This is a genomic window from Streptomyces morookaense, assembly GCF_013030945.1.
In the GTDB taxonomy this organism is placed as follows: Bacteria; Actinomycetota; Actinomycetes; order Streptomycetales; family Streptomycetaceae; genus Streptomyces; species Streptomyces morookaensis.
The window spans coordinates 47,301-72,225 of record NZ_JABBXF010000065.1 but is presented as its reverse complement, the minus strand read 5'-3'; the positions used below and the strand labels follow the sequence as shown (position 1 = coordinate 72,225).

Annotated in this window: 24 protein-coding genes; 15 read left to right on the top strand and 9 right to left on the bottom strand. The window is 72.4% G+C overall.

The features are described from left to right. The 7 genes from HG542_RS24995 to HG542_RS24965 all read left to right on the top strand — a co-directional run. A partial coding sequence (locus tag HG542_RS24995; protein ID WP_171085150.1) for a polarized growth protein Scy-related protein occupies positions 1–2,984 on the top strand: 2,984 nt, incomplete at its 5' end. 123 nt (positions 2,985–3,107) lie between these two features. Beyond that, positions 3,108–4,046, top strand: a complete 939-nt coding sequence (locus HG542_RS24990) for a coiled-coil domain-containing protein (protein ID WP_171085148.1) — start codon at positions 3,108–3,110, stop codon at positions 4,044–4,046. Between the two features lie 158 nt (positions 4,047–4,204). Next, entirely contained in the window at positions 4,205–5,179 is a 975-nt protein-coding gene (locus tag HG542_RS24985; RefSeq protein ID WP_171085146.1) for a DUF8746 domain-containing protein, read from the top strand. A gap of 2 nt (positions 5,180–5,181) precedes the next feature. After that, on the top strand, positions 5,182–5,955 hold the full coding sequence (locus HG542_RS24980; RefSeq protein ID WP_171085160.1) for an ABC transporter permease: 774 nt from the start codon (positions 5,182–5,184) through the stop codon (positions 5,953–5,955). A gap of 112 nt (positions 5,956–6,067) precedes the next feature. Continuing rightward, positions 6,068–6,766, top strand: a complete 699-nt coding sequence (locus tag HG542_RS24975) for a hypothetical protein (protein WP_171085144.1) — start codon at positions 6,068–6,070, stop codon at positions 6,764–6,766. 45 nt (positions 6,767–6,811) lie between these two features. Next, a complete protein-coding gene (locus HG542_RS24970) occupies positions 6,812–7,870 on the top strand; it encodes an ABC transporter ATP-binding protein (RefSeq protein ID WP_171085143.1) in 1,059 nt (352 codons plus the stop codon). Further along, positions 7,867–8,736 carry an ABC transporter permease subunit gene (locus HG542_RS24965; protein ID WP_171085141.1) on the top strand — a complete coding sequence of 290 codons (870 nt, stop codon included), beginning with the start codon at positions 7,867–7,869 and terminating at the stop codon, positions 8,734–8,736. Before HG542_RS24970 ends, HG542_RS24965 begins: the two co-directional genes overlap by 4 nt. Before the next feature lie 170 nt (positions 8,737–8,906). Here HG542_RS24965 and HG542_RS24960 read toward each other — a convergent pair whose 3' ends face one another. After that, complete coding sequence (locus HG542_RS24960; protein ID WP_171085139.1) at positions 8,907–9,239, bottom strand: Rv1322 family protein; 333 nt, start codon at positions 9,237–9,239, stop codon at positions 8,907–8,909. A gap of 205 nt (positions 9,240–9,444) precedes the next feature. On the opposite strand from HG542_RS24960, the gene HG542_RS24955 reads away from it, so the two are divergent. Continuing rightward, positions 9,445–10,470 carry an LLM class flavin-dependent oxidoreductase gene (locus HG542_RS24955; RefSeq protein WP_171085137.1) on the top strand — a complete coding sequence of 342 codons (1,026 nt, stop codon included), beginning with the start codon at positions 9,445–9,447 and terminating at the stop codon, positions 10,468–10,470. Between the two features lie 30 nt (positions 10,471–10,500). On the opposite strand, the gene HG542_RS24950 is transcribed toward HG542_RS24955, so the two are convergent. Further along, on the bottom strand, positions 10,501–10,893 hold the full coding sequence (locus HG542_RS24950) for an SCO5389 family protein (RefSeq protein ID WP_171085135.1): 393 nt from the start codon (positions 10,891–10,893) through the stop codon (positions 10,501–10,503). 210 nt (positions 10,894–11,103) lie between these two features. On the opposite strand from HG542_RS24950, the gene nucS reads away from it, so the two are divergent. Beyond that, entirely contained in the window at positions 11,104–11,766 is a 663-nt protein-coding gene (gene nucS, locus HG542_RS24945; RefSeq protein WP_171085134.1) for an endonuclease NucS, read from the top strand. A 119-nt stretch (positions 11,767–11,885) separates the two neighbouring features. Here the strand turns inward: nucS and HG542_RS24940 are convergent, their stop codons facing one another. The 4 genes from HG542_RS24940 to HG542_RS24925 all read right to left on the bottom strand — a co-directional run bounded on the left by HG542_RS24940 (position 11,886) and on the right by HG542_RS24925 (position 16,890). Next, on the bottom strand, positions 11,886–14,486 hold the full coding sequence (locus tag HG542_RS24940; RefSeq protein ID WP_171085132.1) for an ATP-binding protein: 2,601 nt from the start codon (positions 14,484–14,486) through the stop codon (positions 11,886–11,888). A gap of 265 nt (positions 14,487–14,751) precedes the next feature. After that, a complete protein-coding gene (locus HG542_RS24935) occupies positions 14,752–15,078 on the bottom strand; it encodes an STAS domain-containing protein (RefSeq protein WP_171085130.1) in 327 nt (108 codons plus the stop codon). Positions 15,079–15,219: 141 nt separating this feature from the next. Then, a complete protein-coding gene (locus HG542_RS24930) occupies positions 15,220–16,068 on the bottom strand; it encodes a 3-hydroxyacyl-CoA dehydrogenase family protein (protein ID WP_171085128.1) in 849 nt (282 codons plus the stop codon). Positions 16,069–16,248: 180 nt separating this feature from the next. Next, a complete protein-coding gene (locus tag HG542_RS24925) occupies positions 16,249–16,890 on the bottom strand; it encodes a TetR/AcrR family transcriptional regulator (protein WP_171085126.1) in 642 nt (213 codons plus the stop codon). An 80-nt stretch (positions 16,891–16,970) separates the two neighbouring features. Between HG542_RS24925 and HG542_RS24920 the strand changes: the two genes are divergently transcribed. The 3 genes from HG542_RS24920 to HG542_RS24910 all read left to right on the top strand — a co-directional run bounded on the left by HG542_RS24920 (position 16,971) and on the right by HG542_RS24910 (position 19,242). Next, positions 16,971–17,774, top strand: coding sequence for an ABC transporter ATP-binding protein (locus tag HG542_RS24920; protein WP_171085124.1), 804 nt, complete (start codon positions 16,971–16,973; stop codon positions 17,772–17,774). Between the two features lie 111 nt (positions 17,775–17,885). After that, complete coding sequence (locus HG542_RS24915; RefSeq protein ID WP_171085122.1) at positions 17,886–18,641, top strand: ABC transporter permease; 756 nt, start codon at positions 17,886–17,888, stop codon at positions 18,639–18,641. A gap of 13 nt (positions 18,642–18,654) precedes the next feature. Then, positions 18,655–19,242, top strand: a complete 588-nt coding sequence (locus tag HG542_RS24910) for a cob(I)yrinic acid a,c-diamide adenosyltransferase (protein WP_171085120.1) — start codon at positions 18,655–18,657, stop codon at positions 19,240–19,242. Positions 19,243–19,307: 65 nt separating this feature from the next. Here HG542_RS24910 and HG542_RS24905 read toward each other — a convergent pair whose 3' ends face one another. Further along, positions 19,308–19,841: a hypothetical protein gene (locus HG542_RS24905; protein WP_171085118.1), complete on the bottom strand. Its 534-nt coding sequence runs from the start codon at positions 19,839–19,841 to the stop codon at positions 19,308–19,310. A 137-nt stretch (positions 19,842–19,978) separates the two neighbouring features. On the opposite strand from HG542_RS24905, the gene HG542_RS24900 reads away from it, so the two are divergent. The 3 genes from HG542_RS24900 to HG542_RS24890 all read left to right on the top strand — a co-directional run bounded on the left by HG542_RS24900 (position 19,979) and on the right by HG542_RS24890 (position 23,917). Next, positions 19,979–21,163 carry a sensor histidine kinase gene (locus HG542_RS24900; RefSeq protein WP_171085116.1) on the top strand — a complete coding sequence of 395 codons (1,185 nt, stop codon included), beginning with the start codon at positions 19,979–19,981 and terminating at the stop codon, positions 21,161–21,163. Then, positions 21,163–21,825, top strand: coding sequence for a response regulator (locus HG542_RS24895; protein WP_171085114.1), 663 nt, complete (start codon positions 21,163–21,165; stop codon positions 21,823–21,825). Before HG542_RS24900 ends, HG542_RS24895 begins: the two co-directional genes overlap by 1 nt. 79 nt (positions 21,826–21,904) lie before the next feature. Further along, a complete protein-coding gene (locus HG542_RS24890; RefSeq protein ID WP_171085112.1) occupies positions 21,905–23,917 on the top strand; it encodes a glycoside hydrolase family 18 chitinase in 2,013 nt (670 codons plus the stop codon). 58 nt (positions 23,918–23,975) lie between these two features. Here HG542_RS24890 and HG542_RS24885 read toward each other — a convergent pair whose 3' ends face one another. Both HG542_RS24885 and HG542_RS24880 read right to left on the bottom strand, forming a co-directional pair. Further along, positions 23,976–24,431 (bottom strand): DUF2550 domain-containing protein, encoded by a 456-nt coding sequence (locus HG542_RS24885; RefSeq protein WP_171085110.1) that lies wholly within the window; start codon positions 24,429–24,431, stop codon positions 23,976–23,978. A gap of 114 nt (positions 24,432–24,545) precedes the next feature. Next, on the bottom strand, positions 24,546–24,917 hold the full coding sequence (locus HG542_RS24880; protein WP_171085108.1) for a F0F1 ATP synthase subunit epsilon: 372 nt from the start codon (positions 24,915–24,917) through the stop codon (positions 24,546–24,548). Positions 24,918–24,925: the final 8 nt, after the last annotated feature.

The following is a 24,925-nucleotide window of genomic DNA, read 5'->3' as shown; positions in this document are numbered from 1 at the left end:
AGGCGGAGCGGCTGCGCGCCGAGGCGCAGGAGGCCGCGGACCGGATGCGGGCCGAGGCGAACGCGGCGGCGGAGCGGACCGCGGCGGAGGCCGCGGAGGCGCTGGCGGCCGCCCAGGAGGAAGCCGCGCGGCGCCGCCGTGAGGCCGAGGAGACGCTCGGGGACGCCCGTACGGAGGCACAGGCCGAGCGCGAGGCGGCGCGCGAGCAGAGCGAGGAGCTGCTGGCGTCGGCGCGCAAGCGGGTCGCCGAGGCGCAGGAGGAGGCGCGGGAGCTGGTCGAGGAGGCCGAGCAGCGCGCCGCGGAGCTGGTGGCCGCCGCCGAGCAGACGGCCCAGCAGGTGCGGGACTCCGTCGCCGGGCTGCACGAGCAGGCCGAGGAGGAGATCGCGGGCCTGCGCTCGGCCGCCGAGCACAATGCCGAACGGACCGTCACCGAGGCCCAGATCGAGGCCGACCGGGTCCGTGCCGAGGCCTACGCCGAGCGGGAGCGCGCCGACGAGGACGCGGCCCGCACCCGTACCGAGGCGGCGGCGCTGCGCGCCGAGGCCGAGGCGGAGGGCGAGCGGCTGCGCGCCGAGGCGGCCGCCACGGTCGACCAGGCCCGCGAGGCGGCGGGGGCGCTGCGCGCCGACGCCGCGAGCCAGGCCGACGAGCTCGTGGCCGAGGGCAGGGCCGAGGCCGAGCGCCTGACGGCCGAGGCCGAGCAGACCCTCGACCAGGCGCGCAAGGACGCCGGTGCCCACCGCACGGAGGCGGCCGCGCAGGCGGAGGAGCTCATCGCCGAGGGCGCCGCGGAGGCGCAGCGCCTCACCGCCGAGGCCGAGGCCGCGCTGGAGCAGGCCCGCGACGACGCGGACCGACTGCGCGCCGAAGCCGCCAAGACCGTCGACGACGCCCGCGAAGCCGCAGGCAACCTGCGCACCGAAGCCGCAGGACAAGCGGACGAACTCATCGCCGAAGGCGCCGCGGAGGCGCAGCGCCTCACCGCCGAGGCCGAGGCCGCGCTGGAGCAGGCCCGCGACGACGCGGACCGACTGCGCGCCGAAGCCGCCAAGACCGTCGACGACGCCCGCGAAGCCGCAGGCAACCTGCGCACCGAAGCCGCAGGACAAGCCGACGAACTCATCGCCGAAGGCACCGCCGAGGCCCAACGTCTCACCGCCGAGGCCGAGAAGACTCTCGACCAGGCGCGCAAGGACGCCGACGCGCACCGCACCGAGGCGGCCGAGCAGGCCGACGAACTCATCGCGGAGGGCAAGGCCGAGGCCCGGCGCCTCGTCACCGAGGCCGAGGGTGCCCTGGAGCAGGCCCGCGACGACGCGGAGGCCCTCAGGGCCGAGGCGGCGCGGACCGTGGACCAGGCGCGCAAGGACGCCGACGTGCACCGGGCCGAGGCCGAGGAGCAGGCCGAGCAGACGCTGGCCGAGGCCGCCGCGGAGGCGGACCGGATGCGGGCCGAGGCGGAGCGGCTGGTGTCGGACGCGTCCGCGCGGGCCCAGCAGATGCGGACGGACGCCTCCGACGCGCTGGCGGCCGCCGAGCAGGACGCGGCCCGCACCCGGGCCGAGGCCCGCGAGGACGCCAACAAGATGCGCGCCGACGGGCACGCCGAGGCCGAACGCATCGTCAACGAGGCTGCGGAGCTGACCTCTTCGGCGCAGGACGACGCCGACCTCATCGTCGCCACGGCCAAGGAGGAGGCCGAGGTCCACCGGGCCGAGGCCGCGCAGCAGGCCGAGGAGCTGCTCGCCGAGGCGGTGCGGCAGGCCGACGCGCGCCGTGCGGAGGCCGAGGGCCTGGCGGAGCGCACCGTGGCCGAGGCGAACGCGGAGGCGGAGCGGCTGCGGGCGGACGGCGCGCGGGCGCTGGACGAGGCCCGCGAGGCGGCCGACGGTCTGCGGGCCGAGGGCGCGGAGGCGCTGGAGGCCGCCCGCCGCGAGGCGGAGCGCACCCTGGACGAGGCCCGTGAGGCCGCGGGCGCCCGCCGTGCGGAGGCCGCCGCGCAGGCGGACGCGCTCGTGCGGGAGGCCACGGCCGAGGCCGAGCGGATGGCCACGGAGGCCGCGGAGGCCCTGGCGGCGGCGCAGGAGAACGCCAACAGCACCCGTGCGGACTCCGCGCGCATCAAGGCCGACGCCGTCCAGGAGGCGGAGCGGCTGCGCGCCGAGGCGCGGGCCGAGGGCGAGCGGACGATCGACGAGGCGCGGGACGCGGCCGCCCAGCGGCGCACCGAGGCCGCCGAGCAGGCGGACGCGCTCATCGCCAAGGCCCAGGAGGAGGCCGTCCTCACGGCCACCGTGGCCGAGGAGCAGGCCGACACGATGGTCGCGGCGGCCCGCAAGGAGGCCGAACGGATCGTCAAGGACGCCACCGGTGAGGGCAACGCCCTGGTGGAGCAGGCCCGTACGGACGCCAACACCCTGCTCGCCGAGGCGCGCGGGGATGCGACGGCCATAAGGGACCGGGCCGAGGAGCTGCGTTCGCGCATCGAGGGCGAGGTCGAGGAGCTGCACGACCGGGCGCGCCGGGAGGCCGCGGAGGCCATGCAGTCGGCCGGCGAGCGCTGCGACAAGCTCGTCGCCGCGGCGACGTCCCAGCTCGCGGAGGCGGAGGAGAAGGCGAAGAAGCTGCTCTCCGACGCCAGCAGCGAGGCGAGCAAGGTCCGTATCGCCGCGGTGAAGAAGGCGGAGGGGCTCCTGAAGGAGGCCGAGCAGAAGAAGGCCGCCGCCGTACGCGAGGCGGAGCGCCTGCGCACCGAGGCCACGGAGGAGGCCACGGCCCTTCTCGACGACGCGAAGCGGGAGTTGGAGGCGCTGGTCCGCCGGCGCAAGGACATCAATGCCGAGATTTCCCGTGTCCAGGACGTGTTGGAGGCGTTGGAATCATTTGAGTCCCCTGGGGCAGGCGGCTCCAAGGACGGCGGGGTGAAGGCGGCGGCGGGTGTCGGCGCTACTCGATCGGGTGGCAAGCAGTCCGAGAAGTAGCCACTCAATCGAGGGGGCATTTTCCGGATTTCCCAACCGTCTACCATCGTCCACTCGATGCCACGCCGCTCACACCCCTAGGATTCCCCCAACACCTCACCGGTCTCTTATGACAGGAACCCCATGAGCGACACTTCCTCCCCCTTCGGCTTCGAGTTGGTGCGGCGTGGATACGACCGCGGCCAGGTGGACGACCGCATTACCAAGCTCGTAGCGGACCGTGACAGCGCACTGGCACGGATCACCTCTCTGGAAAAGCGCATCGAGGAGCTGCACCTCGAAACGCAGAACGCTCAGGCGCAGATCAACGACGCGGAACCGTCCTACGCAGGACTCGGTGCGCGGGTCGAGAAGATCCTCCGGCTGGCCGAGGAAGAGGCCAAGGACCTGCGTGAGGAGGCCCGTCGGGCCGCCGAGCAGCACCGGGAGCTGGCCGAGTCGGCCGCTCAGCAAGTGCGCAACGACGCCGAGTCGTTCGCCGCCGACCGCAAGGCGAAGGCGGAGGACGAGGGCGCGCGCATCGTCGAGAAGGCGAAGGGCGACGCGGCGGCGCTGCGGGCCGAGGCGCAGAAGGACGCCCAGTCCAAGCGCGAGGAGGCGGACGCCCTCTTCGAGGAGACGCGCGCCAAGGCGGCCCAGGCGGCAGCCGACTTCGAGACGAATCTGGCCAAGCGCCGCGAGCAGTCCGAGCGCGACCTGGCGTCCCGTCAGGCGAAGGCGGAGAAGCGGCTGGCGGAGATCGAGCACCGGGCCGAGCAGCTGCGCCTGGAGGCCGAGAAGCTGCGCACGGACGCCGAGCGCCGCGCGCGCCAGACGGTGGAGACGGCGCAGCGCCAGGCCGAGGACATCGTGGCCGACGCCAACGCCAAGGCGGACCGTATCCGCAGCGAGTCCGAGCGCGAGCTGGCGGCGCTGACCAACCGCCGCGACAGCATCAACGCCCAGCTGACCAACGTCCGCGAGATGCTGGCCACGCTGACCGGTGCGGCGGTGGCCGCGGCCGGTGTGCCGGGCGACGACGAGCCGATCTCGCGGGGCGTTCCGGCCCAGCAGAGCCGCTGATCCGGCGGAGGCCCATCGACAGCACGTCATACGTTTCGGGGGAGCCTGTCGCTCAGCGCGTCGTATGCCGCCTCATGGCGGCGTGCGGCGCGCTGAGTCGTTTCTCCGCACGCTCCGCACCGGTGGCGGGGCTCTGTGGAGGCCCTTACCGTGAGTGAATGATCGAGCTGGAGGGTCTGACGAAGCGCTACGGCGACAAGCTCGCCGTGGACCGCCTCACCTTCTCCGTGCGGCCCGGCGTCATCACCGGCTTCCTGGGCCCCAACGGCGCCGGCAAGTCGACGACGATGCGCATGGTGCTCGATCTGGACAACCCGACCGGCGGCACGGTGCTCATCGACGGCCGGCACTACCGGCAGCTGCACAACCCGCTGCGGGTCGTCGGCGCCCTGCTGGACGCCAAGGCGATGCACGGCGGCCGCAGCGCCTACCACCATCTGCTCTGTCTGGCGCAGAGCAACGGCATCCCCCGGAGCCGGGTGCGCGAGGTGCTGGACACGGTCGGTCTGACGCCGGTGGCCGGAAAGCGCACCAAGGGCTTCTCGCTGGGCATGGGCCAGCGCCTGGGCATCGCGGCCGCGCTGCTCGGCGACCCGCAGATCCTGATGTTCGACGAGCCGGTCAACGGCCTCGACCCCGAGGGCATCCACTGGATCCGCAACCTCATGAAGAGCCTGGCGGCCGAGGGCCGGACCGTCTTCGTCTCCTCCCATCTGATGAGCGAGATGGCCCTGACCGCCGATCACCTGGTCGTCATCGGCCAGGGCCGGCTGCTGGCGGACACGTCCATGTCCGGCTTCATCGCCGAGAACTCCCGCGGCTACGTCCGGATGCGCTCCCCCGACCAGGAACGGCTCAAGGACGTGCTGTCCGGCGCCGGGATCACGGCGGTGCCCGGCACCGAGGGCGCTCTGGAGGTGCAGGGCGAGGACGCGGCGCACCTGGGCGAGCTGGCGGCGCGGCACCGGATCGTGCTGCACGAGCTGAGCCCGCAGCGGGCCTCGCTGGAGGAGGCCTTCATGCGGCTGACGGCCGGGGCGGTCGAGTACCACGCCCACGCGAACCACCAGCCCCCGCCGCCGGCCGCGCCGGGGCCGGCCTGGGGGGACGACTGGCGGAAGAAGGGATCGTGACGATGGCGGTGGCGGCACAGGTCCTGCGCTCGGAATGGACGAAGGTCAGATCCGTCAGCTCGACGGTGTGGACACTGGGCATCGCGGTCGTGGTGACGGTCGGCCTCGGCGCCCTGATCAGTGCATTGTCCAAGCGGGACTTCGACCGCCTGTCCCGACAAAGCAAGATCGAATTCGATCCGACGTTCACGAGTTTCGCGGGGATGGGACTCGGCCAGCTGGCATTGATCGTTTTCGGTGTGCTGGTGGTCTCGAATGAATACAGCACGGGAATGATCCGCTCCTCGCTCGCCGCCGTTCCGCAGCGCGGCACCTTTCTGTTCAGCAAGATCACGGTGGCCGCGGGCCTCGCATTCGCCGTCGGCATGATCACGAGTTTTGTGACGTTCTTCGTCGGCCAGGCGATGCTGGGCAGCCACGGCGCCCGCCTCGGGGACCCGGGCGTGCTGCGGGCGGTGATCGGCGGCGGCCTCTACATGACGCTCATCACCGTCTTCTCGATGGGCGTCGCGACGATGCTGCGCAGTCCGCTGCTGTCGCTCGGCATTCTCATGCCGTTCTTCTTCCTGATCTCCAGCATTCTGGGCAACGTGCCGGCGACGAAGAAGGTCGGCCGCTACCTGCCGGACCAGGCGGGCCAGAAGGTGATGCAGGTGGTGACCCCGCTCGGCGACGAGGCGCCCTACGGGCCGTGGGGCGGCTTCGGGATCATGGTGTTGTGGGTGGTGGGGGCGCTGGCCGGGGCATACATCCTGCTGAAGCGGCGCGATGCGTGAGCGCCCCGTAAGGGGCGCGAGGAACTGCGCGACAAGCCACGACGAACCCGCAGACGCAGTGGGGGTCTGGGGGCGAAGCCCCCAGGAAACGGCGAAAGGGTGGGACCGGGGCATGACACCAACGGACCTCGGCCCCGTGCCGGCCGAGCAGCCACTGACGTACCCGGGGCGCCCGGTGACCGAGCCGACCCTCCTCGCAGGGGACGAACTGCTCCCCTGGGACCCCGCGGCCCTCACGGGCCGCACCCCCGTCATCGCCGTGGGCTCCAACGCCTCCCCCGCACAACTGCGCCACAAACTGCGCCGGGAAGGCCTCTCCGGCCTCGTCCCCCTGGCCCCGGCCGAGGTCCGCGGGATCGCGGTCGGCTGCTCCGCCCACATCGGCGTCCACGGCTACGTGGCGGCCGCCCCGTATGCGGCCCCGGGAACCACCCGCACGCTCGTGATCAGTTGGCTGGATCCCGCCCAGCTCGCCGCCGTCGACCGTACGGAGTTCAACTACCAACGGATCCCGGCCCCCGGCGGCACCGGATTCCTCTACGTCAGCCGCCACGGCATCCTCGCCGACCCGGACACCGGCCGCCCCCACCCCGGCGCGCGCGACCAGCGCGCGCTGCTCACCGCGCTGCTGGCCGCCTCACCACGCCTCCGTGCGCTGCTCGGCCCCGGCCCGGAGCACTGGGTCGCCCGGGCCCGTGCCGAGCCGGAGGCGCGCGAGGCCGGGAAGCGGATCTTCGTCGAGGAGGGATGGGTCCGGCCCGCCGGACTGGTCATCACTGGGGAACCGTCAACCCCTCGTCTATCCTCCTAACCCTTACGGAGGCATTTGCCCGGACGAGCTCGCGAGGGGCGGAGAATGATCGAGGCAGTCGGCCTCACCAAGCGCTACGGCGCCAAAACGGCCGTGCACAATCTGTCGTTCCAAGTGCGGCCGGGGGCCGTCACCGGCTTCCTGGGCCCCAACGGGTCCGGCAAGTCGACCACGATGCGCATGATCCTCGGCCTGGACATGCCCACGTCGGGCCGGGTGACGATCGGCGGTCACCCGTACCACAAGCTGCCCAACGCCCCCCGCCAGGTCGGCGCCCTGCTGGACGCCAAGGCCGTGCACGGTGGGCGCAGCGCCCGTATGCACCTGCTCTCGCTCGCCCAGCTCGCCGGCATCCCCGCCCGCCGGGTGGACGAGGTGCTCGGCGTCGTCGGCCTCCAGGACGTGGCCCGCAAGCGCTCCAAGGGCTTCTCGCTGGGCATGGGCCAGCGCCTCGGCATCGCGGCCGCGCTGCTCGGCGACCCCGCGGTGCTGCTCTTCGACGAGCCCGTCAACGGTCTCGACCCCGAGGGCATCCTCTGGGTCCGCAACCTCATGAAGCGGCTCGCGGCCGAGGGCCGGACCGTGTTCGTCTCCTCGCACCTGATGAGCGAGATGGCGCTGACCGCCGACCACCTCATCGTCATCGGACGCGGGCAGCTGCTCGCCGACATGAGCGTCAAGGACTTCATCTCCGCGAACTCCGCGGACTTCGCGCGCGTCCGCGCCCCCGAGCCGGAGAGCCGCGACAAGCTCACGGCCGCCCTGGTCGAGGCGGGCGCCCAGGTGCTGCCGGAGCCGGACGGGGCGCTGCGGGTGACGGGCCTGACGCTGCCCCGCATCAGCGACATCGCCCATGACGCGGACATCCGCCTCTGGGAACTCTCCCCGCACCAGGCCTCGTTGGAGGAGGCCTACATGCGGATGACGCAGACCGCGGTGGACTACCGCTCCACGGCCGACCGGCGCCACGGCTTCCAGGCCCCGCCGCCCGGCCTGCCGCCGACGGGACCGGTTCCGCCCAACTGGGGCGAGGCGTACCCGGCGTTGCCCGGTGAGCAGCCGAACCCGTACACCACCCAGCGCGACAGCAAGGACGTCCGATGAGCACCCCCCAACTGCCCTCGCAGGCACCGGGATACTGGCCGGGCACCGCACCCGCTGCGGGTGGTTTCGTCTCGCCCGTCCCCATGCGCAAGGCCACGCTCGCCGATGCGGTCCTCGCGGAATGGACCAAAATCCGCTCCGTCCGGTCCACGATGTGGACGCTCGGCGTCATGGTGGCGCTCATCGTCGGCGTCGGCATGCTCATCGCCGTGGCCGTCCAGGGGAGTTCGCCCGCCGAGACGAACACCGCCTCGCCGCTGGCGCTCGGCTTCATCGGTGTGCTCCTCGCCACCATCTGCGTGATCACGCTCGGCGTGCTGACGATCTCCTCCGAGTACGGCACCGGGCTGATCCGCACCACCCTGACCGCCTGCCCCAGCCGGTCCCGGGTGCTGACGGCCAAGGCGGTCGTCTTCTCGCTGCTGACCCTGGTGATCACGCTCGTCTCGACGTTGGCCGTCGCCGCGGTCCACTCCTCGGTGCTCGGCAGCCGCAGCACCTACGAGCCGACCGGCGGGGACTGGCTGCGGGCGACGGTGGGCGTGAGCCTGTTCATGGCGCTGCTGGGCCTGCTGTCGCTCGCCGTGGGCGCGCTGGTGCGGCACTCCGCCGGGGCGATCACGATCATGCTGGGGGTGGTGCTGCTGCCGATGATCCTGGCGCTGTTCATGATGATGGACTCCCTGCGGGGCGTCCGCGATGCGCTCCTCCAGTACTCGATCCCGGCCGAACTGGCCGTGCTCTACGGGACCGCCTCCGGCACGGGGGCGGGACCGACCGGCTGGGAGCCGGTCTGGATCATGGCCGGCCTGGCGGCCGTTGGCCTCGCGGGGGCGTATGCCGCCTTGGCGAGGCGCGACGCCTGAGCGCTGCGCCGGCTGCGGCCGGCTTTCGACTGCGGGCACATCGTGGTCGCTCGCGCAGTTCCCCGCGCCCCTGACGGGGCGCGGCGGAGTGCGGTGCGCGGTCGCGCCCCAAAGGGGCGCGGGGAACTGCGCGACCAGCCACAGCGGACCCGCAGCCGACGCACCGCGCGTCAGTACCGAGGCGCATTCCTGGACCGCTGGAGCTTGGCGCTCCGGCGGTCCCTCGCGTTCCAGCACGCCTTGTGCCAGTGCCGGCGCTCCTCCACGCCGGCCCCGTACTGCGGCCACGCCACCAGGTGCGGCACCCCGGGCGGGATCTCCTGGTCGCAGCCGGGGCACCGGTACCGCTTGGCGGCCGCGCCGCCGCCGATCATGCGGACCGACCACTCCTCGCCCTGCCAGCTCTCGGTGCGCTCCAGGCCGTAGCGTTCGCCGTTCATGTCGTACGGCGCTGCGGCTGGTTTCTCGGCACCGCCTCGCGGGCGGTTTCGGCGCGGGGACACGGGGCACCTCGGGGAGTCGGAAGAGCGACGGACCGTGACCCAGCGTACGCGGCACGGCGGCCCGGCCGGGCGGGCATCCCAAGGCGGCATCGCGCTTGCTCTCCGATCATCATCAAAACTTCACGCCCGGCCGTACCTTTGGCACGTGTCGGCCGTTATTGCCTCCAGGGGGATGCCGCGTCGGTCGCTAGGAGGAACAAGAGCGATGCGCATTGGAGCATTTGTCCTGTCCGCCCAATTTCCGGGCCAGGGCCACGAGGAGGCGCTGTACCGGGCCGTCCGCTCGGCGGAGGTGGCCGAGGAGGCCGGGCTGGACGCCGTCTGGCTCGCGGAACACCACTTCGTGCCCTACGGGGTCTGCCCCTCGGCGGTGACGCTGGCCGCGCTGCTGCTGGGCCGCACCCGGCGCATCGAGGTGGGCACGGCGGTGAGCGTCCTGCCGACGACGCACCCCGTGGCCCTCGGCGAGCAGACCGCGCTGCTGCACCTGACCTCCGGCGGCCGGTTCGTGCTGGGCGTCGGCCGGGGCGGCCCCTGGGTCGATCTGGAAGTCTTCAACTCGGGCCTGGGGGCGTACGAAGAGGGGTTCCCGGAATCCCTCGAACTGCTGATGCGCTGGCTGCGCGAACCCCGCGTCGGCGCATCCGGCGAGCGCTTCGCGTTCCGTGAAGTCCCCGTCGTACCAAGGCCGGACGAGCTGCTGGACCGTTCCTCCCCGGACGTCGTCGTCGCGTGCACCTCGCCCGCCGGCGTCCGGCTTGCGGCCCGGCACGGGCTGCCGATACTGCTGGGGATGCACAGCACGGACGAGGAGAAGGCGGAGATGGTGGCGCTGTGGCGCAAGTGCGCGCTGGAGTCGGGGAGTTCACCGGAGGCGGTCGCCGCGGCCGGTCATGTGTCGGCCGGTGTGGTGCAGATCGCGGACCGGCGCGAGGAGGCCGCCGAGACGCTGCTCAAGGCGATGCCGGGCTGGCTGCACAAGGGGCTCTCGGCCCATGTGACGGTCGACGGGCGGACGCGCGCGATGCGCGATCCCCACGCCTACACCGAGCTGCTCTGCGAGCTCCATCCGGTCGGCTCGCCCCGGCTGTGCGCGGAGCGGCTTTCGGCCACGGCGGAACGTACCGGCATCACCCGCTTCGCCCTGCTCGCCGAGGGCTCCGGGGATCTCGCCGCCACCGAGGAGAACCTCCGCCGCCTCGGTGCGGACGTGCTGCCGCAGCTCGTCTGATCTCCCCCGCCACTGCGGCAGCAGGATGCCTCAGCAGTCCCGCAGCTCCGGGGATTGGTTCAGCAATTGGCCCCGGACCGATGTGAAACGGGCAAGGCGCTCGTCCACGGAAGGGTCCAGCGGGAAGACCGCTACCCGATGGCAGTTCTGGAACGCCAGACGTACCCCGAAGTGTCGCTGCAGTGCACCGCGGATGGCGTCACTCGCCAGGGCGCGCAGGAGCTGGCCGCGCGCCTGCTCGTCCGGCGGCGGTGTCCGGTTGTCGGCGAACTCGCCGCCTTCGCACTCGAGCCGGGCCACCAGAGAGCTGATCATCTCCCATGCGTAGGGCAGGGAGGTCCGGACGCAGTCGACGAAATCGGCTTCGTCGACCTCGCCTCGCTCGGCCTGTTCAAGGAGGGCCGGTGAGACGTCGAGCGACATGGGTTCTCCTCTCGCGACCCCGCGAGCGGGGTCTCACGGTTGGGCGAGCGGACGACGACACCCTGTACCCGCACCGCGACCGCCCGGGTTCAACGGTAATCCGGCCACTGCGGCCCCACCAGGAGAACGCACCTACAACTGGCCAATGCCGAAGGGGCCGATCCAGGGCGAATCGCGCCGAGTGGCAGGAGTCGAGTAGCGTGGCTCACCATGCGTCTCGTCATCGCCCGTTGCTCCGTGGACTACGCGGGCCGGCTCACCGCCCACCTGCCCTCCGCCCCCCGGCTCATCCTGGTCAAGGCCGACGGCAGTGTCTCGATCCACGCGGACGACCGGGCCTACAAGCCCCTCAACTGGATGTCCCCGCCGTGCACCCTCAAAGAGGGCGACGACAGCGTGTGGACGGTGATCAACAAGGCGGGCGAGAAGCTCATCATCACCATGGAAGAGGTGCTGCACGACTCCTCGCACGAACTCGGCGTCGACCCCGGCCTCATCAAGGACGGCGTGGAAGCACACCTTCAGGAGCTCCTCGCGGACCGCATCGAGACCCTCGGCGAGGGCTACACCCTGATCCGCCGCGAGTACCCGACGGCCATCGGCCCGGTGGACATCCTCTGTCGGGACGCGGACGGGGCGACGGTGGCGGTCGAGATCAAGAGGCGCGGCGAGATCGACGGTGTGGAGCAGCTCACGCGCTACCTGGAGCTGCTGAACCGGGATCCGCACCTGGCGCCGGTGCGCGGCATCTTCGCGGCCCAGGAGATCAAGCCGCAGGCGCGCGTGCTGGCCACGGACCGCGGTATCGGCTGCACGGTCCTGGACTACAACGCGCTCCGAGGCATCGAGGACGACAAGCTGCGGCTGTTCTGAGGGGCCCGCACCCCGTAAGGGCCTGCGCCCCGTAAGGGGCGCTGGGGGCACCTCCCAGCGGTAGCTGGGGGACCCCCAGAGGTGCCCCCAGCGCCCCTTACGGGGCGCCTGGGTACCGCCTAAGACGCCGAAGCCCCCGGCTTCACCGGCGTGGAACCGCCCCCGGTGCCCCCGGCACCGGTCCCGCCCCCGGTGGTGGCCGACTGCGTCGGATCCTCCGAGGGCTTCGTCGTCGGAGACGACGTCGACGGCGTCGGCTTCGGAGAATCCCCCGTCGGCGACTGCGACGGCGCATGCGAAGGCGACTTCGACGGCGTCGGATCCGTCGGCACCCCCGGCGACGACGGTGACGTACCGCTCTGCCCGGCCCCCGGCGAGGACGACGGCCCCGCGCTCCGCGACGGGGCACCCCCCGGCACCCCGGGCGCCCCGCTGCGTTCCGGCGCACCCGCGCCGGAACGCCCCGGCACCCCGGGCACCCCGTTCTGCACGGCCGCAGGCTGGTCCGCGTTCAGCCCGTCACCCCCGTCCTGCTGGGACGCGCTCTGCCCCGGCTTGACGGTGTGGGAGTGCTGCCCGTTGCCGCCCGAGGTCGCGCCGAGCGTGACGACGGTGCCGAGCACCGCCGCGAGCAGCGCCCCCGCGCCGGCGGCCGCCATGTTGCGGTGGGTCCCGGCGGCCACCAGCCGCCGGGTCCACGGCTGTTTGGCGGCGGGCCGCGGCGCCGGCACCCGGCCGATGACCGCGGTGGCCACGTCGTCCGGGTTCGCGGCGGCCACCGACAGCGGCGCCGACACCGGCCCCTTCGCCACGGCGGGCGGCGCGGCCGACTCCTCGCTGCGCGCGTCCGGCACCTCCTCCCCCGCCTGCGTGGCCGGCTCGAAGGCGGCCGGCAGCGGTGCCGCCTTCGCGAAGTCGGTCCGCGGGGCGACCCCGGGCACGCCGCGCGCCCCCATGGCCAGTCCGGTGCGGTCGGCGACCAGGGCCAGGGCCCGCCGCCCGGCGACCGCACCGCGCTTGTCGGCCAGCACCCCGCGCAGCCCGATCGAGGCCTCCAGTGCGGCACGCGCCCGGTCGAGGTTGCCGGTGCACAGCGCGAGGACGCCCAACTCGTGGTGGAAATACGCTTCTTCGCCGACTTCCCCGGCGAGTCTGGCCGCCTCCTGGCCGTGCCGGAGGCTGCGCTCCCAGGCGCCCCAGTGCTGCGCGGCCGCGAAGGCGGGGGCCGCCGTGCGGGCCAGCAGGACGGCCGCGGCCGGGTGTCCGGCCTCCCCGTCCGCGACGAGCGCGGCCAGCGCCGCGAGGACCGCGTCGGCCTCCTGCGCGATGCGCTCCGGGGTGACGGAGGGGTGCCCCGCCCACCAGGCGTAGTGCTGGGCGGCGGTGTGCGCCCGGGCGGCGGCCTCGTCGCCGTAGCCCTCGGCGGAGAGCTGGGCGGCGACGCCGACGGCCAGCCGGTAGTGCGCCCCGACGGCGGTGACCAGACCGCAGGCGAGCAGTTCCCCGACGGCCGTGTCGGCGTGCGTGTCCCCGGCGAGGGCGGGGAGGTGGGCCTGGTGCGGGAGTTCGCCGCCGAGGGCGACGGCGAAGCGCAGGGTGTCCCGCGCGGCCTCGCCGAGCCGGGACGCGAGCAGCACGGCGGGCGCGGCCGCCTGCGCGAGGCTGGGCAGCGCGGGGCGGCGCACCCCGTCCGCGTCGCTCTCCCCCGAGGCCACATAGGGACGTTCGGCGGAGACGCCGAACTCGTCGGCGGCACCGGCCTCTTCGGCCCCGTCCCGGGAGGCCGTCACGGCCTGCTCGTCCCGGTGCCGCAGCAGCGCGCCCGCCTGGACGAACCGCAGCGGCAGGCCCTCGGACTCGAACCACAGGTCCGCGGCCCAGCCGGCCTCCTCGTCCGTGAGCGGCCGGTCCACGGCCAGCTCCAGCAGCTCCAGGCAGCCCGTGCGGTCGAGGCCGCCGAGGAAGACCTCCTCCACGTGCGAGTCGGCGGAGGGGGCCGCCACGTCGGGCGTCGCGGCGAGCAGGAAGGCGCACTCGGGGGTGGCGTCGAGCAGTTCGTCGAGCGCGGTGCCGCCGAACTCCAGGTCGTCCAGGACGACGACGGCCCCGATCTCCGCGACGGCCGACAGCAGCGCGGACCGGTCGGGCCGGTACTGCGGTGCGTCGTACACGGCGGCGTGGAGCTCGTGGAGCAGATCGGTCGCAGTGCGGTGATATCCGCTCAACCGGACGACTCCGTCGGGCGCGAGACCCGCGCAGTCCTCGGCGACGGCGTCCAGCAGGGCGGTGCGCCCGGAGCCGGACGGGCCGGTCAGCCGGACGGAACGGCCGCGCGAGAGCAGCCGGGAGAGCCGCTCGCGCTCCTCGCCCCGGTGCAGCAGGGGCAGTTCGGGCCCGACGGACCGGGCGGGCGGGGTCGGTGCGGCGGCGCGGCGCAGCGCCTCGCGCTCCTCGGGCCCGTGGCGTCCGGGCCGGGAGGCGGGGAGCCGGCCGGGCGGGCAGGGCTCTATCTCGCTGCCGTCCAGGGGGTTGACGGTGAGCAGGTAGTCACCGGCGACGAGCTGGACGACGCGGACGGGGCCCGGGGCGCCGGACTCCTGCGCGCCGACGAGTTCGGAGCGCGGCGGCCGGCGCGGACCGCTCCCGGTGCCGGGAGCGCGTTCACCGTCGTGGACTGCGTCGTCGCGGAATTCCTCGGATGCCCGGTTCGTCGGGTCCATGGTTCAGAGCCCCCAGATGCGTGGCGTGCCGTCGTGCCCTCGGCCTGTCCGCACTGCTTCGACCTGCGGCGGGCATGGTGACACCCGGCCGTCGATATTGGTCCGGTGCCCGCCGTGGGCTTTCGTGGCGGCGGGAAACCGAACAGACCTTGGCACAGTATCTACGAACCGGAGGGTGCCGCGTCGCCCAGGACGTCACAGTCTTATGAGCATTGGGGGTGCCCGGCGCCGCAGGGGGCTCATCCGGCCCGCCCGGCGCCCCGCTTCACACGCGGGGCCGGCTGCCGTCCGCGAGGTTCTCGCCCTCGATCGCGAGGATGCGGTGCAGCCGGGTGGCGACCAGGAGCCGCTGCATCCGGTCCGGCACACCCCGCAGCACGAGCCGCCGCCCGGTGCGCCCGGCGCGGCGGTGGGCCCCCATGATGACGCCGAGTCCGGTGGCGTCCCAGGAGTCCAGCTCGGTCAGGTCGAGGACGAGGTCGCCCCGGCCGCTGTCGAGGGCGGAGTGCAGGACCGTACGGGCGTTCGCCGCGCTGCGGACGTCGAGGCGCCCCCCGACGACCAGTTCGGCGTGGTCGCCCCTGATGTGCATATGCGCTCCCGGGAGAGGTTTCTGTTCCGTCTGTTCCGAGGTTCTAAAGAACTGACTGCCTTTCGCACGGCGAAGTTGCCGCCTGTAAGCGAATTGCTACCGAATTCACCCCACGGGGTGAACCCGGTAGCCGGTGGAGTCTCAGTGCTGGTAAAAGCCCTGGCCGCTCTTGCGGCCGAGGTCGCCCGCGTCGACCATGCGGCGCATGAGCTCCGGCGGGGCGAACTTCTCGTCCTGGCACTCGGTGTAGATGTTCTCGGTCGCGTGCAGCAGGATGTCGACGCCCGTCAGGTCGGCGGTCGCCAGCGGGCCCATGGCGTGGCCGAAGCCCAGCTTGCAGGCGATGTCGATGTCCTCGGCGCTGGCCACCCCGGACTCGTACAGCTTGGCCGCCTCGACGACCAGCGCGGAGATCAGGCGGGTGGTGACGAAGCCGGCGACGTCGCGGTTGACGACGATGCAGGTCTTGCCGATGCCCTCGGCGAACTCCCGTGCGGCGGCGAGGGTTTCGTCGCTGGTCTTGTGCCCGCGCACCAGCTCGCACAGCTGCATCATCGGCACCGGCGAGAAGAAGTGGGCGCCGACCACGCGCTCCGGGCGGGCGGTGGCGGCAGCGATCTTGGTGATCGGGATGGCGGAGGTGTTGGAGGCGAGGACGGTGTCCTCCTTCACCAGCCCGTCCAGGGTGCGGAAGATGTCCCGCTTGGTGTCGATGTCCTCGAAGACGGCCTCCACGACGATGTCGGCGTCGGCGGCCGCGTCCAGGTCGGTGGTCGGGGTGATGCGCGCGAGCGCCTGCTCGGCGTCGGCGGCCTCCAGCCTGCCCTTGGCCACGAACCGGTCCAGCGAGGTCCGGATGCCGTCCGTGCCGCGCTGCAGCGCCGCGTCGGTCACGTCCCGCAGCACGACGTCCCAGCCGGCCTGCGCGGAGACCTGCGCAATGCCGGACCCCATCAGTCCGGCACCGATGACGGCGAGCTTCTTGGCCACGGCTGTCCCCTTACTCCCTGTACACCTGCGTGTTCTTACGGCTCCTGGCCGGACCTTAGCGTCCGGGAGCGCGCCGTTGGGGGGTTAGAGATGCGCGTCACGTCCCGAATGACGGACATCACACCGAGACGGCCACGGGCCGGGCCACACGCTGCAGTTGAGCCACTCGGGCCTCAGGGATCACATCGCGGGGCGGGTGCCGTACTCCAGCAGACGGTCGCTCAGCAGCCCCTCGATCTCGTCGAGCAGGCCGAGCGCCGCCCGCGAGGTCTCGGCGGCGGTGCGACCCGCGACCAGCTCGCCCTGGATGAACTCGGTCACCTGCGCCTGGATCCAGCCCAGCTGACCGGCCACCAGCCCGGGCAGCGGCCCGGCGTCGTCCCCCGCCTCCTCGGCGAGCACGGCGGCGAGCCGGTCGACGGCGTGGCGGCGCATACCGAAGACCCGGGAACGGAGGGCGGGCGACTCCTCGATGACGCGCATGAACCGGTCGAACCCGTCGACGAGCCCCATCCGCGGTGAGACGGCCACCACTTCGGCGCGCAGGGTGCGCAGCACGGCCGCGGCGGGGGACTCGCCGGCGGGGCGGCCGCGGACGGCTGCGGCGAGCCAGCCGAGGGCGTCGTCCTCGCGGTCGAGGAAGAGGTCCTCTTTCGAACGGAAGTAGTTGTAAACGGTATTGACGGACACGTCCGCGGCCGCGGCCACATCCGCGATCGTCACCGCGTCGAAGCCGCGCTCCAGGAACAGGCCGGTCGCCACGTCCGAGATGTGCTGCCGCGTCTGCCGCTTCTTCCGCTCCCTGAGCCCTTCTCCGGTCATGCCCCCATCGTAACCTTCGCTGCACTCCCTGAAATTTTGGAGGCATTGCAAACTTTCAGGGACTCTGCTTTTCTTGCGGCATGGACAGCAGCTTGGACAGCTCCGACAGCATCCGCACGTCCGGACTCGCCCGGACCTTCACGACCCCGCGCGGCCCCGTCGAGGCGGTGCGCGGCATCGACCTCACCGTCCGGCGCGGCGAGATCCTCGGCTTCCTCGGCCCCAACGGCGCGGGCAAGACCACCACGCTGCGCATGCTCACGACCCTGCTCGCCCCCACCGGCGGCACCGCGACCGTCGCCGGCCACGACCTCGCCCGCGACCCCCGCGACGTCCGCCGCCGCACCGGATACGTGGCCCAGTCCGGAGGCGTCGACCCCGCCGTCTCCGTACGCGAGGAACTGGTCACCCAGGGACGGCTCTACGGGCTCCGCAAGGCCGAAGCGGCGGCACGCGCCGATGAGTTGGCGCACGAGCTCGGCCTCACCGGTCTTCTGGACCGGCCGTGCGCCGCCCTCTCCGGCGGCCAGCGGCGCCGGCTCGACATCGCCATGGCCCTCACCCACCGGCCCGAGGTCCTCTTCCTCGACGAGCCGACCACGGGCCTCGACCCCGGCAGCCGCGCCGACCTCTGGGACCTCGTACGCCGCATCCGCGCCGAGTGGGGCACGACGGTCTTCCTCACCACGCACTACCTCGACGAGGCCGACGCGCTCGCCGACCGGCTGGTCGTCGTCGACCGGGGCACCGTCGTGGCGGAGGGCACCCCGGCGGAGCTCAAGACCCGCTACGCCGGCTCTGCCGGCGCCACGCTGCAGGACGCGTTCCTCGCGATCACCGGGCGGGGGCCGGTGGAGCGGGATGCGGCGCCCGTGGCCGTATGACGCACCGCCCGTCAGGGCGGCTCCGCCCCGTGGGCGCGACCGGAGGCGCCCCGTAAGGGGCGCGGGCCCACGCGGCGGAGCCGCATATCGAGTTCAAGGAGTCACACCACCGTGCCCACCATCCTCACCGACACCGCCCTCGTCTTCGGCCGGTACGCCCGCCAGACCCTGCGCTCGAAGGCCGCCATGACCTTCGGCGCGCTGATGCCCTCGCTCTACCTCGTCCTCTACGGCCCGCTGCTCGCGCACATGCCGCTCGGCGGGACGGGCTCCTCCTGGCAGGTCCTCGTCCCGGGCCTGCTCCTCCAACTCGCCCTCTTCGGCGCCTCGTTCGCCGGCATGGCACTGATCATCGAGAAGCAGCACGGCATCGTCGACCGGATGCGGGTCACCCCGGTCAGCCGGCTGGCCCTGCTGCTGGGGCGCATCCTGCGGGACGCGGCGCTGCTCACCGTGCAGGCGGCCGTGATCGTCCTCGTGGCCGTGGCCATGGGCCTGCGGGCGCCGCTGCCCGGCGTCCTGCTGGGCTTCGCGTTCACGGCGGTGCTGGCGCTGTCGCTGGCGTCCCTGTCCTACGCGCTCGCCATGAAGGCGGCCGCGCCCACGTCCTTCGCCCCGCTCGTCAACGCCGTCAACATGCCGGCCATGCTGCTCTCCGGCCTCCTGCTCCCCATGTCCCTCGCACCCGGCTGGCTCGACGTGCTCTCCCACGTGATGCCGCTGCGCTATCTGGTGGACGCCGTCCGCGCCGCGTTCGTCGGCCACTACTCCGACCCGGCGCTGCTGCGCGGCACGTTGGCGGCCCTGGCACTGCTGGCCGTCTCGGTGACGGCCGGGACGCGGTACTTCCGGAAGGCCGGAGCATGATTACGCTCGGGGCATGGTCAATCTGACGCGTATCTACACCCGCACCGGCGACGACGGCACGACCGCCCTCGGCGACATGAGCCGGACCGTGAAGACCGACACCCGCATCGCGGCGTACGCCGACGCGAACGAGGCCAACGCCGCGATCGGGGTGGCCATCGCGCTCGGACAGCTGCCGGAGGACGTCGTCGCGGTGCTCGTCCGGGTCCAGAACGACCTCTTCGACGTGGGCGCCGACCTGGCGACCCCCGTCGTGGAGAACTCCGCGCTTTCCAAAAAAACGGCCCCGCCGCTGCGCGTCGAACAGTCCTACATCGACCGCCTGGAGGCGGACTGCGACCGCTTCCTGGAACCGCTGGAGAAGCTGCGCAGCTTCATCCTGCCGGGGGGCACACCGGGGGCGGCGCTGCTGCACCAGGCGTGCACGGTGGTGAGGCGCGCGGAGCGCTCGACGTGGGCGGCGCTGGAGATGCACGGCGACATCATGAACCACTTGACGGCCACGTACCTGAACCGGCTGTCGGACCTGCTGTTCATCCTGGCGCGCAGCGCCAACCGGGACGTCGGGGACGTCCTGTGGGTACCGGGCGAGAACCGCTGACACCTCGCCCCGTAAGGGGCGCGGGGGGCACCTCTGGGGATCCCCCAGCGCCCCTTACGGGGCGACTACGGCGCCTTCTTCGGCCACACCGTATAGCTCAGTGCAACGACCACGTTGATGCCCGCCACCCACAGCATCGTCGACTGCCACGCCCGCAGCGAGCTCACGTCGCCCGAACCGCCCACGTACCAAACCGCCGCCTGCAACAGCGCGGCGGCCACGGTCGCGGCCAGGATCCAGCGGCCCGCCGTCTTCCATTCGTGCACCGTGCGCGCCGTCCCGTACTTCGGCGGCCGCACCGGCGGCGGCCCGCCCGCGAAGCGGTGGGCGAAGCGGGCGTCGGCCCAGCGCAGCGTGGAGTGGCCGAGGCCGGCCGAGAAGCCGATGTAGACGGCCGCGAGGCCGTGCTTCCAGTCGGCGCTCGCGCCGTTCTTCAGGTCGATCGCAGTCGCGATGAGCAGCACGAGTTCCAGGACCGGCTCCAGCAGCAGTACCGCGACCCCCGCGCGCGGCATGCGCGCCAGATAGCGCAGGCTCAGTCCACCGGCCAGCAGCACCCAGAAGCCCACCTCGCAGGCGACGATCAGCGTGACGATCACGGCTCCGCTCCCTTCCCTTCCCTTTCCTCCCCTCCAGCGTCACCGACGCCGACCGCCCCCGCCTCGTCGCAGAAGACGATCCCCGACTGCATCGTTCGATGTACTGACCTGCGGCTACGGCATGCTGTGATGGACCTGTGCAGCTCACCCTCCCCCGCCGCCCCGACCGCGACGCCCTGCTCGTCGCGGCCGCCGGACTGCTCGGCGGTGTCCTGCTCCACGCGCTGGGGCTGCGCAGCAGACCCGCGCTGCCGCTGCCGCCGTGGCTCGCGCTCGTCGCGCTGGCCGTCATGGCCGGCGCCGAACTGCTGCGCCGCAGCGCCCCGCTGGCAGGGCTCGCCCTCGCCACGGGGGCGCTCGTGCTCGACATCTGCGCGGGCAGTCTCATCGCGAACGTCGGCATGTTCACGGACCTCGTCTACGCGGCGGTGCTGTACGGGCCGCAGGCCGCGTACCGGTTCATCCCGCGCGCGACCGAAGTGCTCACCGTGCTGGGCACGTTGCTGGCCGTCGCCCTGGTCCGCAAGCCGGAGGCGCTGCTGGTCGGCATCGGGCTGGGTCTGGTGACCATCGCACCCGCCTGGACCGGCGTGGGCGTCCGCGTGCACCGCGACGCCGCCCGGTCCGCACGGCTGGCGGCCGAGCGGACGGCGCTGCTGGCGGAGCTGGACCGGCGCGAGGCGGTGGGTGCGGAACGGTCCCGAATGGCACGGGAGTTGCACGACATGGTGGCGGGGCATCTGTCGGCCATCGCGATCCACTCCACGGCGGCGCTGTCGATCGGCGAGCCGGAGACGTCCCGGGAGGCGCTCGCGGTGATCCGCGAGAACAGCGTCCAGGGCCTCGCCGAGATGCGCCGTCTCATCACCCTCCTGCGCACCGGCGAGGAGGGGCCGGCGGCCACGCCCACACTGGCCGGTCTCGATGCGCTGCTGGCGCAGGCCCGCCGTGCCGTGCCGGACGAGGGCAGGTTCCGCTTCGTCCTGCACGACGAGCGCGGCCCCGGACGGCTGCCCGCGCCCGTCGAGTTGGCGGCCTACCGCATCGTGCAGGAGTCGCTGACGAACGCGGTCAAGCACGCGGCACCGGGCGAGGTGACGGTACGCCTGGCCCGCACGCCCGACGGCCCGCTGACCGTCCGCGTCACCAGCCCGCTGGACGACCGGCCGGCCCCGCGCGCCCCGGGTGCGGGGGCGGGAATCGTCGGCATGCGGGAGCGCGTCGCCCTCCTGGGCGGCCGGCTGGAGACGGGGCCGCAGGGCGACGGAAAGACGTTCTGGGAAGTACGGGCCGAACTGCCCGTCGAAGGCGAGGAGATGTGATGACGATCCGGGTGCTGGTCGCCGAGGACCAGGCCGCCGTCCGGTCCGGCCTGGTGCTCATCCTGCGTTCCGCACCCGGCATCGAGGTGGTCGGGGAGGCGGCGGACGGCGAGGAGGCGGTGCGGCTGACCCGGTCGCTGCGGCCCGATCTGGTCGTCATGGACATCCAGATGCCCCGCCTGGACGGGGTCTCGGCCACCCGGCAGATCACCACGGAACAGCTCGCCGACGTACTCGTACTGACCACCTTCGACCTCGACGAGTACGTGTTCGGGGCACTGCGCGCGGGCGCTGCGGGGTTCCTGCTCAAGGACAGCGAGGCCGCCGATCTGGTCGCCGCCGTGCGGACCGTGGCCCGGGGCGAGGGACTGATCTCCCCGGCCGTCACCCGCCGCCTGATCGCCGAGTTCGCCCGCCCGGCCTCGGCGGCACCGCGCCCGTCCGCGGACCTCGCCCTGCTGGACGCGCTCACGCGCCGCGAGCGCGAGGTGCTGGTCTGCCTCGGCGAGGGCCTGGCGAACGCGGAGATCGCGGCCCGGCTGCAGATGGCGGAGGCGACGGTGAAGACGCATGTGAGCCGCCTGCTGGGAAAGCTGGAGCTGCGCAGCAGGGTCCAAGCGGCGGTACTCGCCCAGGAGTTGGGCCTGGTCCAGACCTCTTGACCATTGGTACGGACCTTCTTACGCTCCCCACACAACTGCGCACCCCCCACCCTGTACAGACTCCACTCGAGGAGCACCCTTGAGCACAGGAACAGCGGGACACAGCAGACGCTTCACCCTCACCGCGGCGTTCGCCGCCTTCCTCCTCCCCCTCGCCGCCCTGATCGGGCTCGCGGCCCCGGCCCACGCAGCGGCCTCCGCGACGGCGGTCTTCGCCAAGACGTCCGACTGGGGCACCGGTTACCAGGGCGAATGGACGATCAAGAACACGGGCTCGACGGCCATCGACGGCTGGACCGTCGAGTGGGACTTCCCCTCCACCACCACCGTCGGCTCGTACTGGGACGCCCTGATCAGCAACAGCGGCACCCACTACACCGCCAGGAACCGCGACTACAACGGCACCGTCGCCCCCGGCGCCTCCGTCACCTTCGGCTTCGTCGCCGCAGGTGACAACGCGCCGAACGGCTGCAAGCTCAACGGCGGTTCCTGCGACGGCAGTTCCCAGGGCAGCCCGCCGAGCGCCCCCGGCGCCCCGCAGGCCACGGCCGTCACCGACACGACCGTCTCCCTCAAGTGGACGGCCGCCACGTCCGGTACGGGCATGAAGAACTACGACGTCTACCGCGGCACCAGCAAGGTCGCGACCGTCGCCAAACTCGCCTACACGGACACCGGATTGACCCCGGGCACCGGCTACACCTACACCGTCGTCGGCCGCGACACCGCCGACCGGACCGGGCCCGCCAGCCCGGCGCTGACCGTGAGGACCACCGGCGGGGGCGGCAGCCCGCAGCCCGGGACCGGCTACGCCAAGGTGGGCTACTTCGTGCAGTGGGGTATCTACGGCCGCGCGTACACCGTGAAGTCCCTGGACGCCACGGGCGCAGCCGCCAAGCTCACCCACCTCAACTACGCCTTCTCCAACATCGATCCGGTCAACCTGACGTGTCTCAACGGCGTCACCAAGGCGACCGGTTCCAACCCCGAGGACCCCAACCAGGGCGACGGCGCGGGCGACTCCTGGGCCGACTACGAGAAGGGCTTCGGGGCCGGCGACTCCGTCAACGGCGTGGCCGACACCTGGGACCAGCCGCTCGCCGGAAACTTCAACCAGCTCAAGGAACTCAAGGCCAAGTACCCCGACCTCAAGATCCTGATGTCGGTGGGCGGCTGGACCTACAGCAAGTACTTCTCGGACGTCGCGAGGACCGATGCCTCCCGGCAGAAGTTCGTCCAGTCCTGCATCGACATGTACATCAAGGGCAACCTCCCGGTCAGCAACGGCCGCGGCGGCCCGGGCACGGCGGCCGGGATCTTCGACGGCTTCGACATCGACTGGGAATGGCCGGGCTCCGACGGCCACCCCGGCAACCATGTCTCCCCGGACGACAAGGCCAACCTCACGCTGCTGATGGCCGAGTTCCGCAAGCAGCTGGACGCGCTGGGCGGCAAGCACTACCTGCTCACCGCCTTCACGCCGGCCGACCCGGCCAAGATCGCGGCAGGCTGGCAGATCGGCGGCAAACCGAACGTCTTCGACTCCATGGACTACGCGAACGTCCAGGGCTACGACTTCCACGGCTCGGGCAGCGACAACAGCTGGGAGCCCAACCGCACCGGCCACCAGGGCAACCTGTACGCCGACCCCAAGGACCCGTACCCCACGAAGTTCAGCGTGGAGAAGACCGTCCAGACGTACCTCGACGCGGGCGTCGACCCCCGCAAACTGGCCCTGGGGCTGGCGTTCTACGGGCGCGGATGGCAGCAGGTCGCCGACGGCGGGGCGCGTGGCGTCTGGCAGACGGCGAACGGGGCTGCGGCCGGGCAGTTCCCCGAGGAGGCGGGTACACGCGGCTACGACAACTTGATCGCTTCGGTGCCGAACATGACCGTCTACCACGACGATCAAGTCGTGGCCACCTATGGCTACACCGGCGACAACGGGCAGTGGTGGACGTTCGACGATGCCTGGTCGATCGCCAAGAAGACGGCTTGGCTTCGCCAGAAGAATCTGCTGGGCGTGATGATCTGGGAGATGTCCGGTGACAGCGGCACCCTGATGAGCGCCGTCAACGACGGACTGACTTGATCTGCGGGTCGGTTGTGGCTGATCGCGCAGTTCTCCGCGCCCCGTAAGGGGCGCGGCACTACGCCACGTTGACCCGCTGTCCCGGAGGCGCCGCCTCCAGCCACGCCAGGAAGCCCGTCAGTGCGTCCTCGCTCATCGCCAGTTCCAGGTGCGTGCCACGGTGCAGGCACGACAGGACCACCGCGTCCGAGAGCAGCGCCAGTTCCTCCTCGCCCTGCGGCGTGCGCCGCGCCTGCACCTCGATCGAGGCGCGCTCCAGGATGCGCCGGGGGCGCGGGGCGTACGAGAAGACCCTGAACCACTCGATCCGGTCACCGTTGTAGCGGGCGACGCCGTACACCCAGCCCTTGCCGAGGGGTTCGGGGTCGTCCTCGGGGACGTTCCACCGCAGACTGCAGTCGAAGGTCCCGCCGGACCGCTGGATGAGCCGTCTCCGCAGCCCGAAGACGAAGAGCCCCAGTACCACCAGCAGTACGACGATGCCGCTCACGAGCAGAGCGAGGACCATCTCCACCGACCTCCTCGCATCATCTAGAGCAACTGCACCTGTATTGCCTCAGCCGCGGACCGCCCTGGAAGATCCAGTGCGGCCCGCGGCTGAGGGACGTATCGATGGTCGGTCGCGGCCCTAGTGCCCCGCGACCGCACGCAGCCGGACATCCGCGCGCCGTTCGGCGGCGGCGTCCGCCTCCGACTTGGCCCGCTCCAGCGCACGCTCGGCGCGCTGGACGTCGATCTCGTCGGCCAGCTCCGCGATCTCGGCGAGCAGCGAGAGCTTGTCGTCGGCGAACGAGATGAAACCCCCGTGCACCGCGGCGACCACGGTGCCCTCGGCGGTCTTGATGGTCACCGGGCCGGACTCCAGCACACCGAGCAGCGGCTGGTGGCCGGGCATGACGCCGATGTCACCCGATGTGGTACGCGCGATGACCAGAGTGGCCTCGCCGGACCAGACGCTTCGGTCCGCCGCGACCAGCTCGACGTGCAACTCAGCAGCCAACGTGGCTC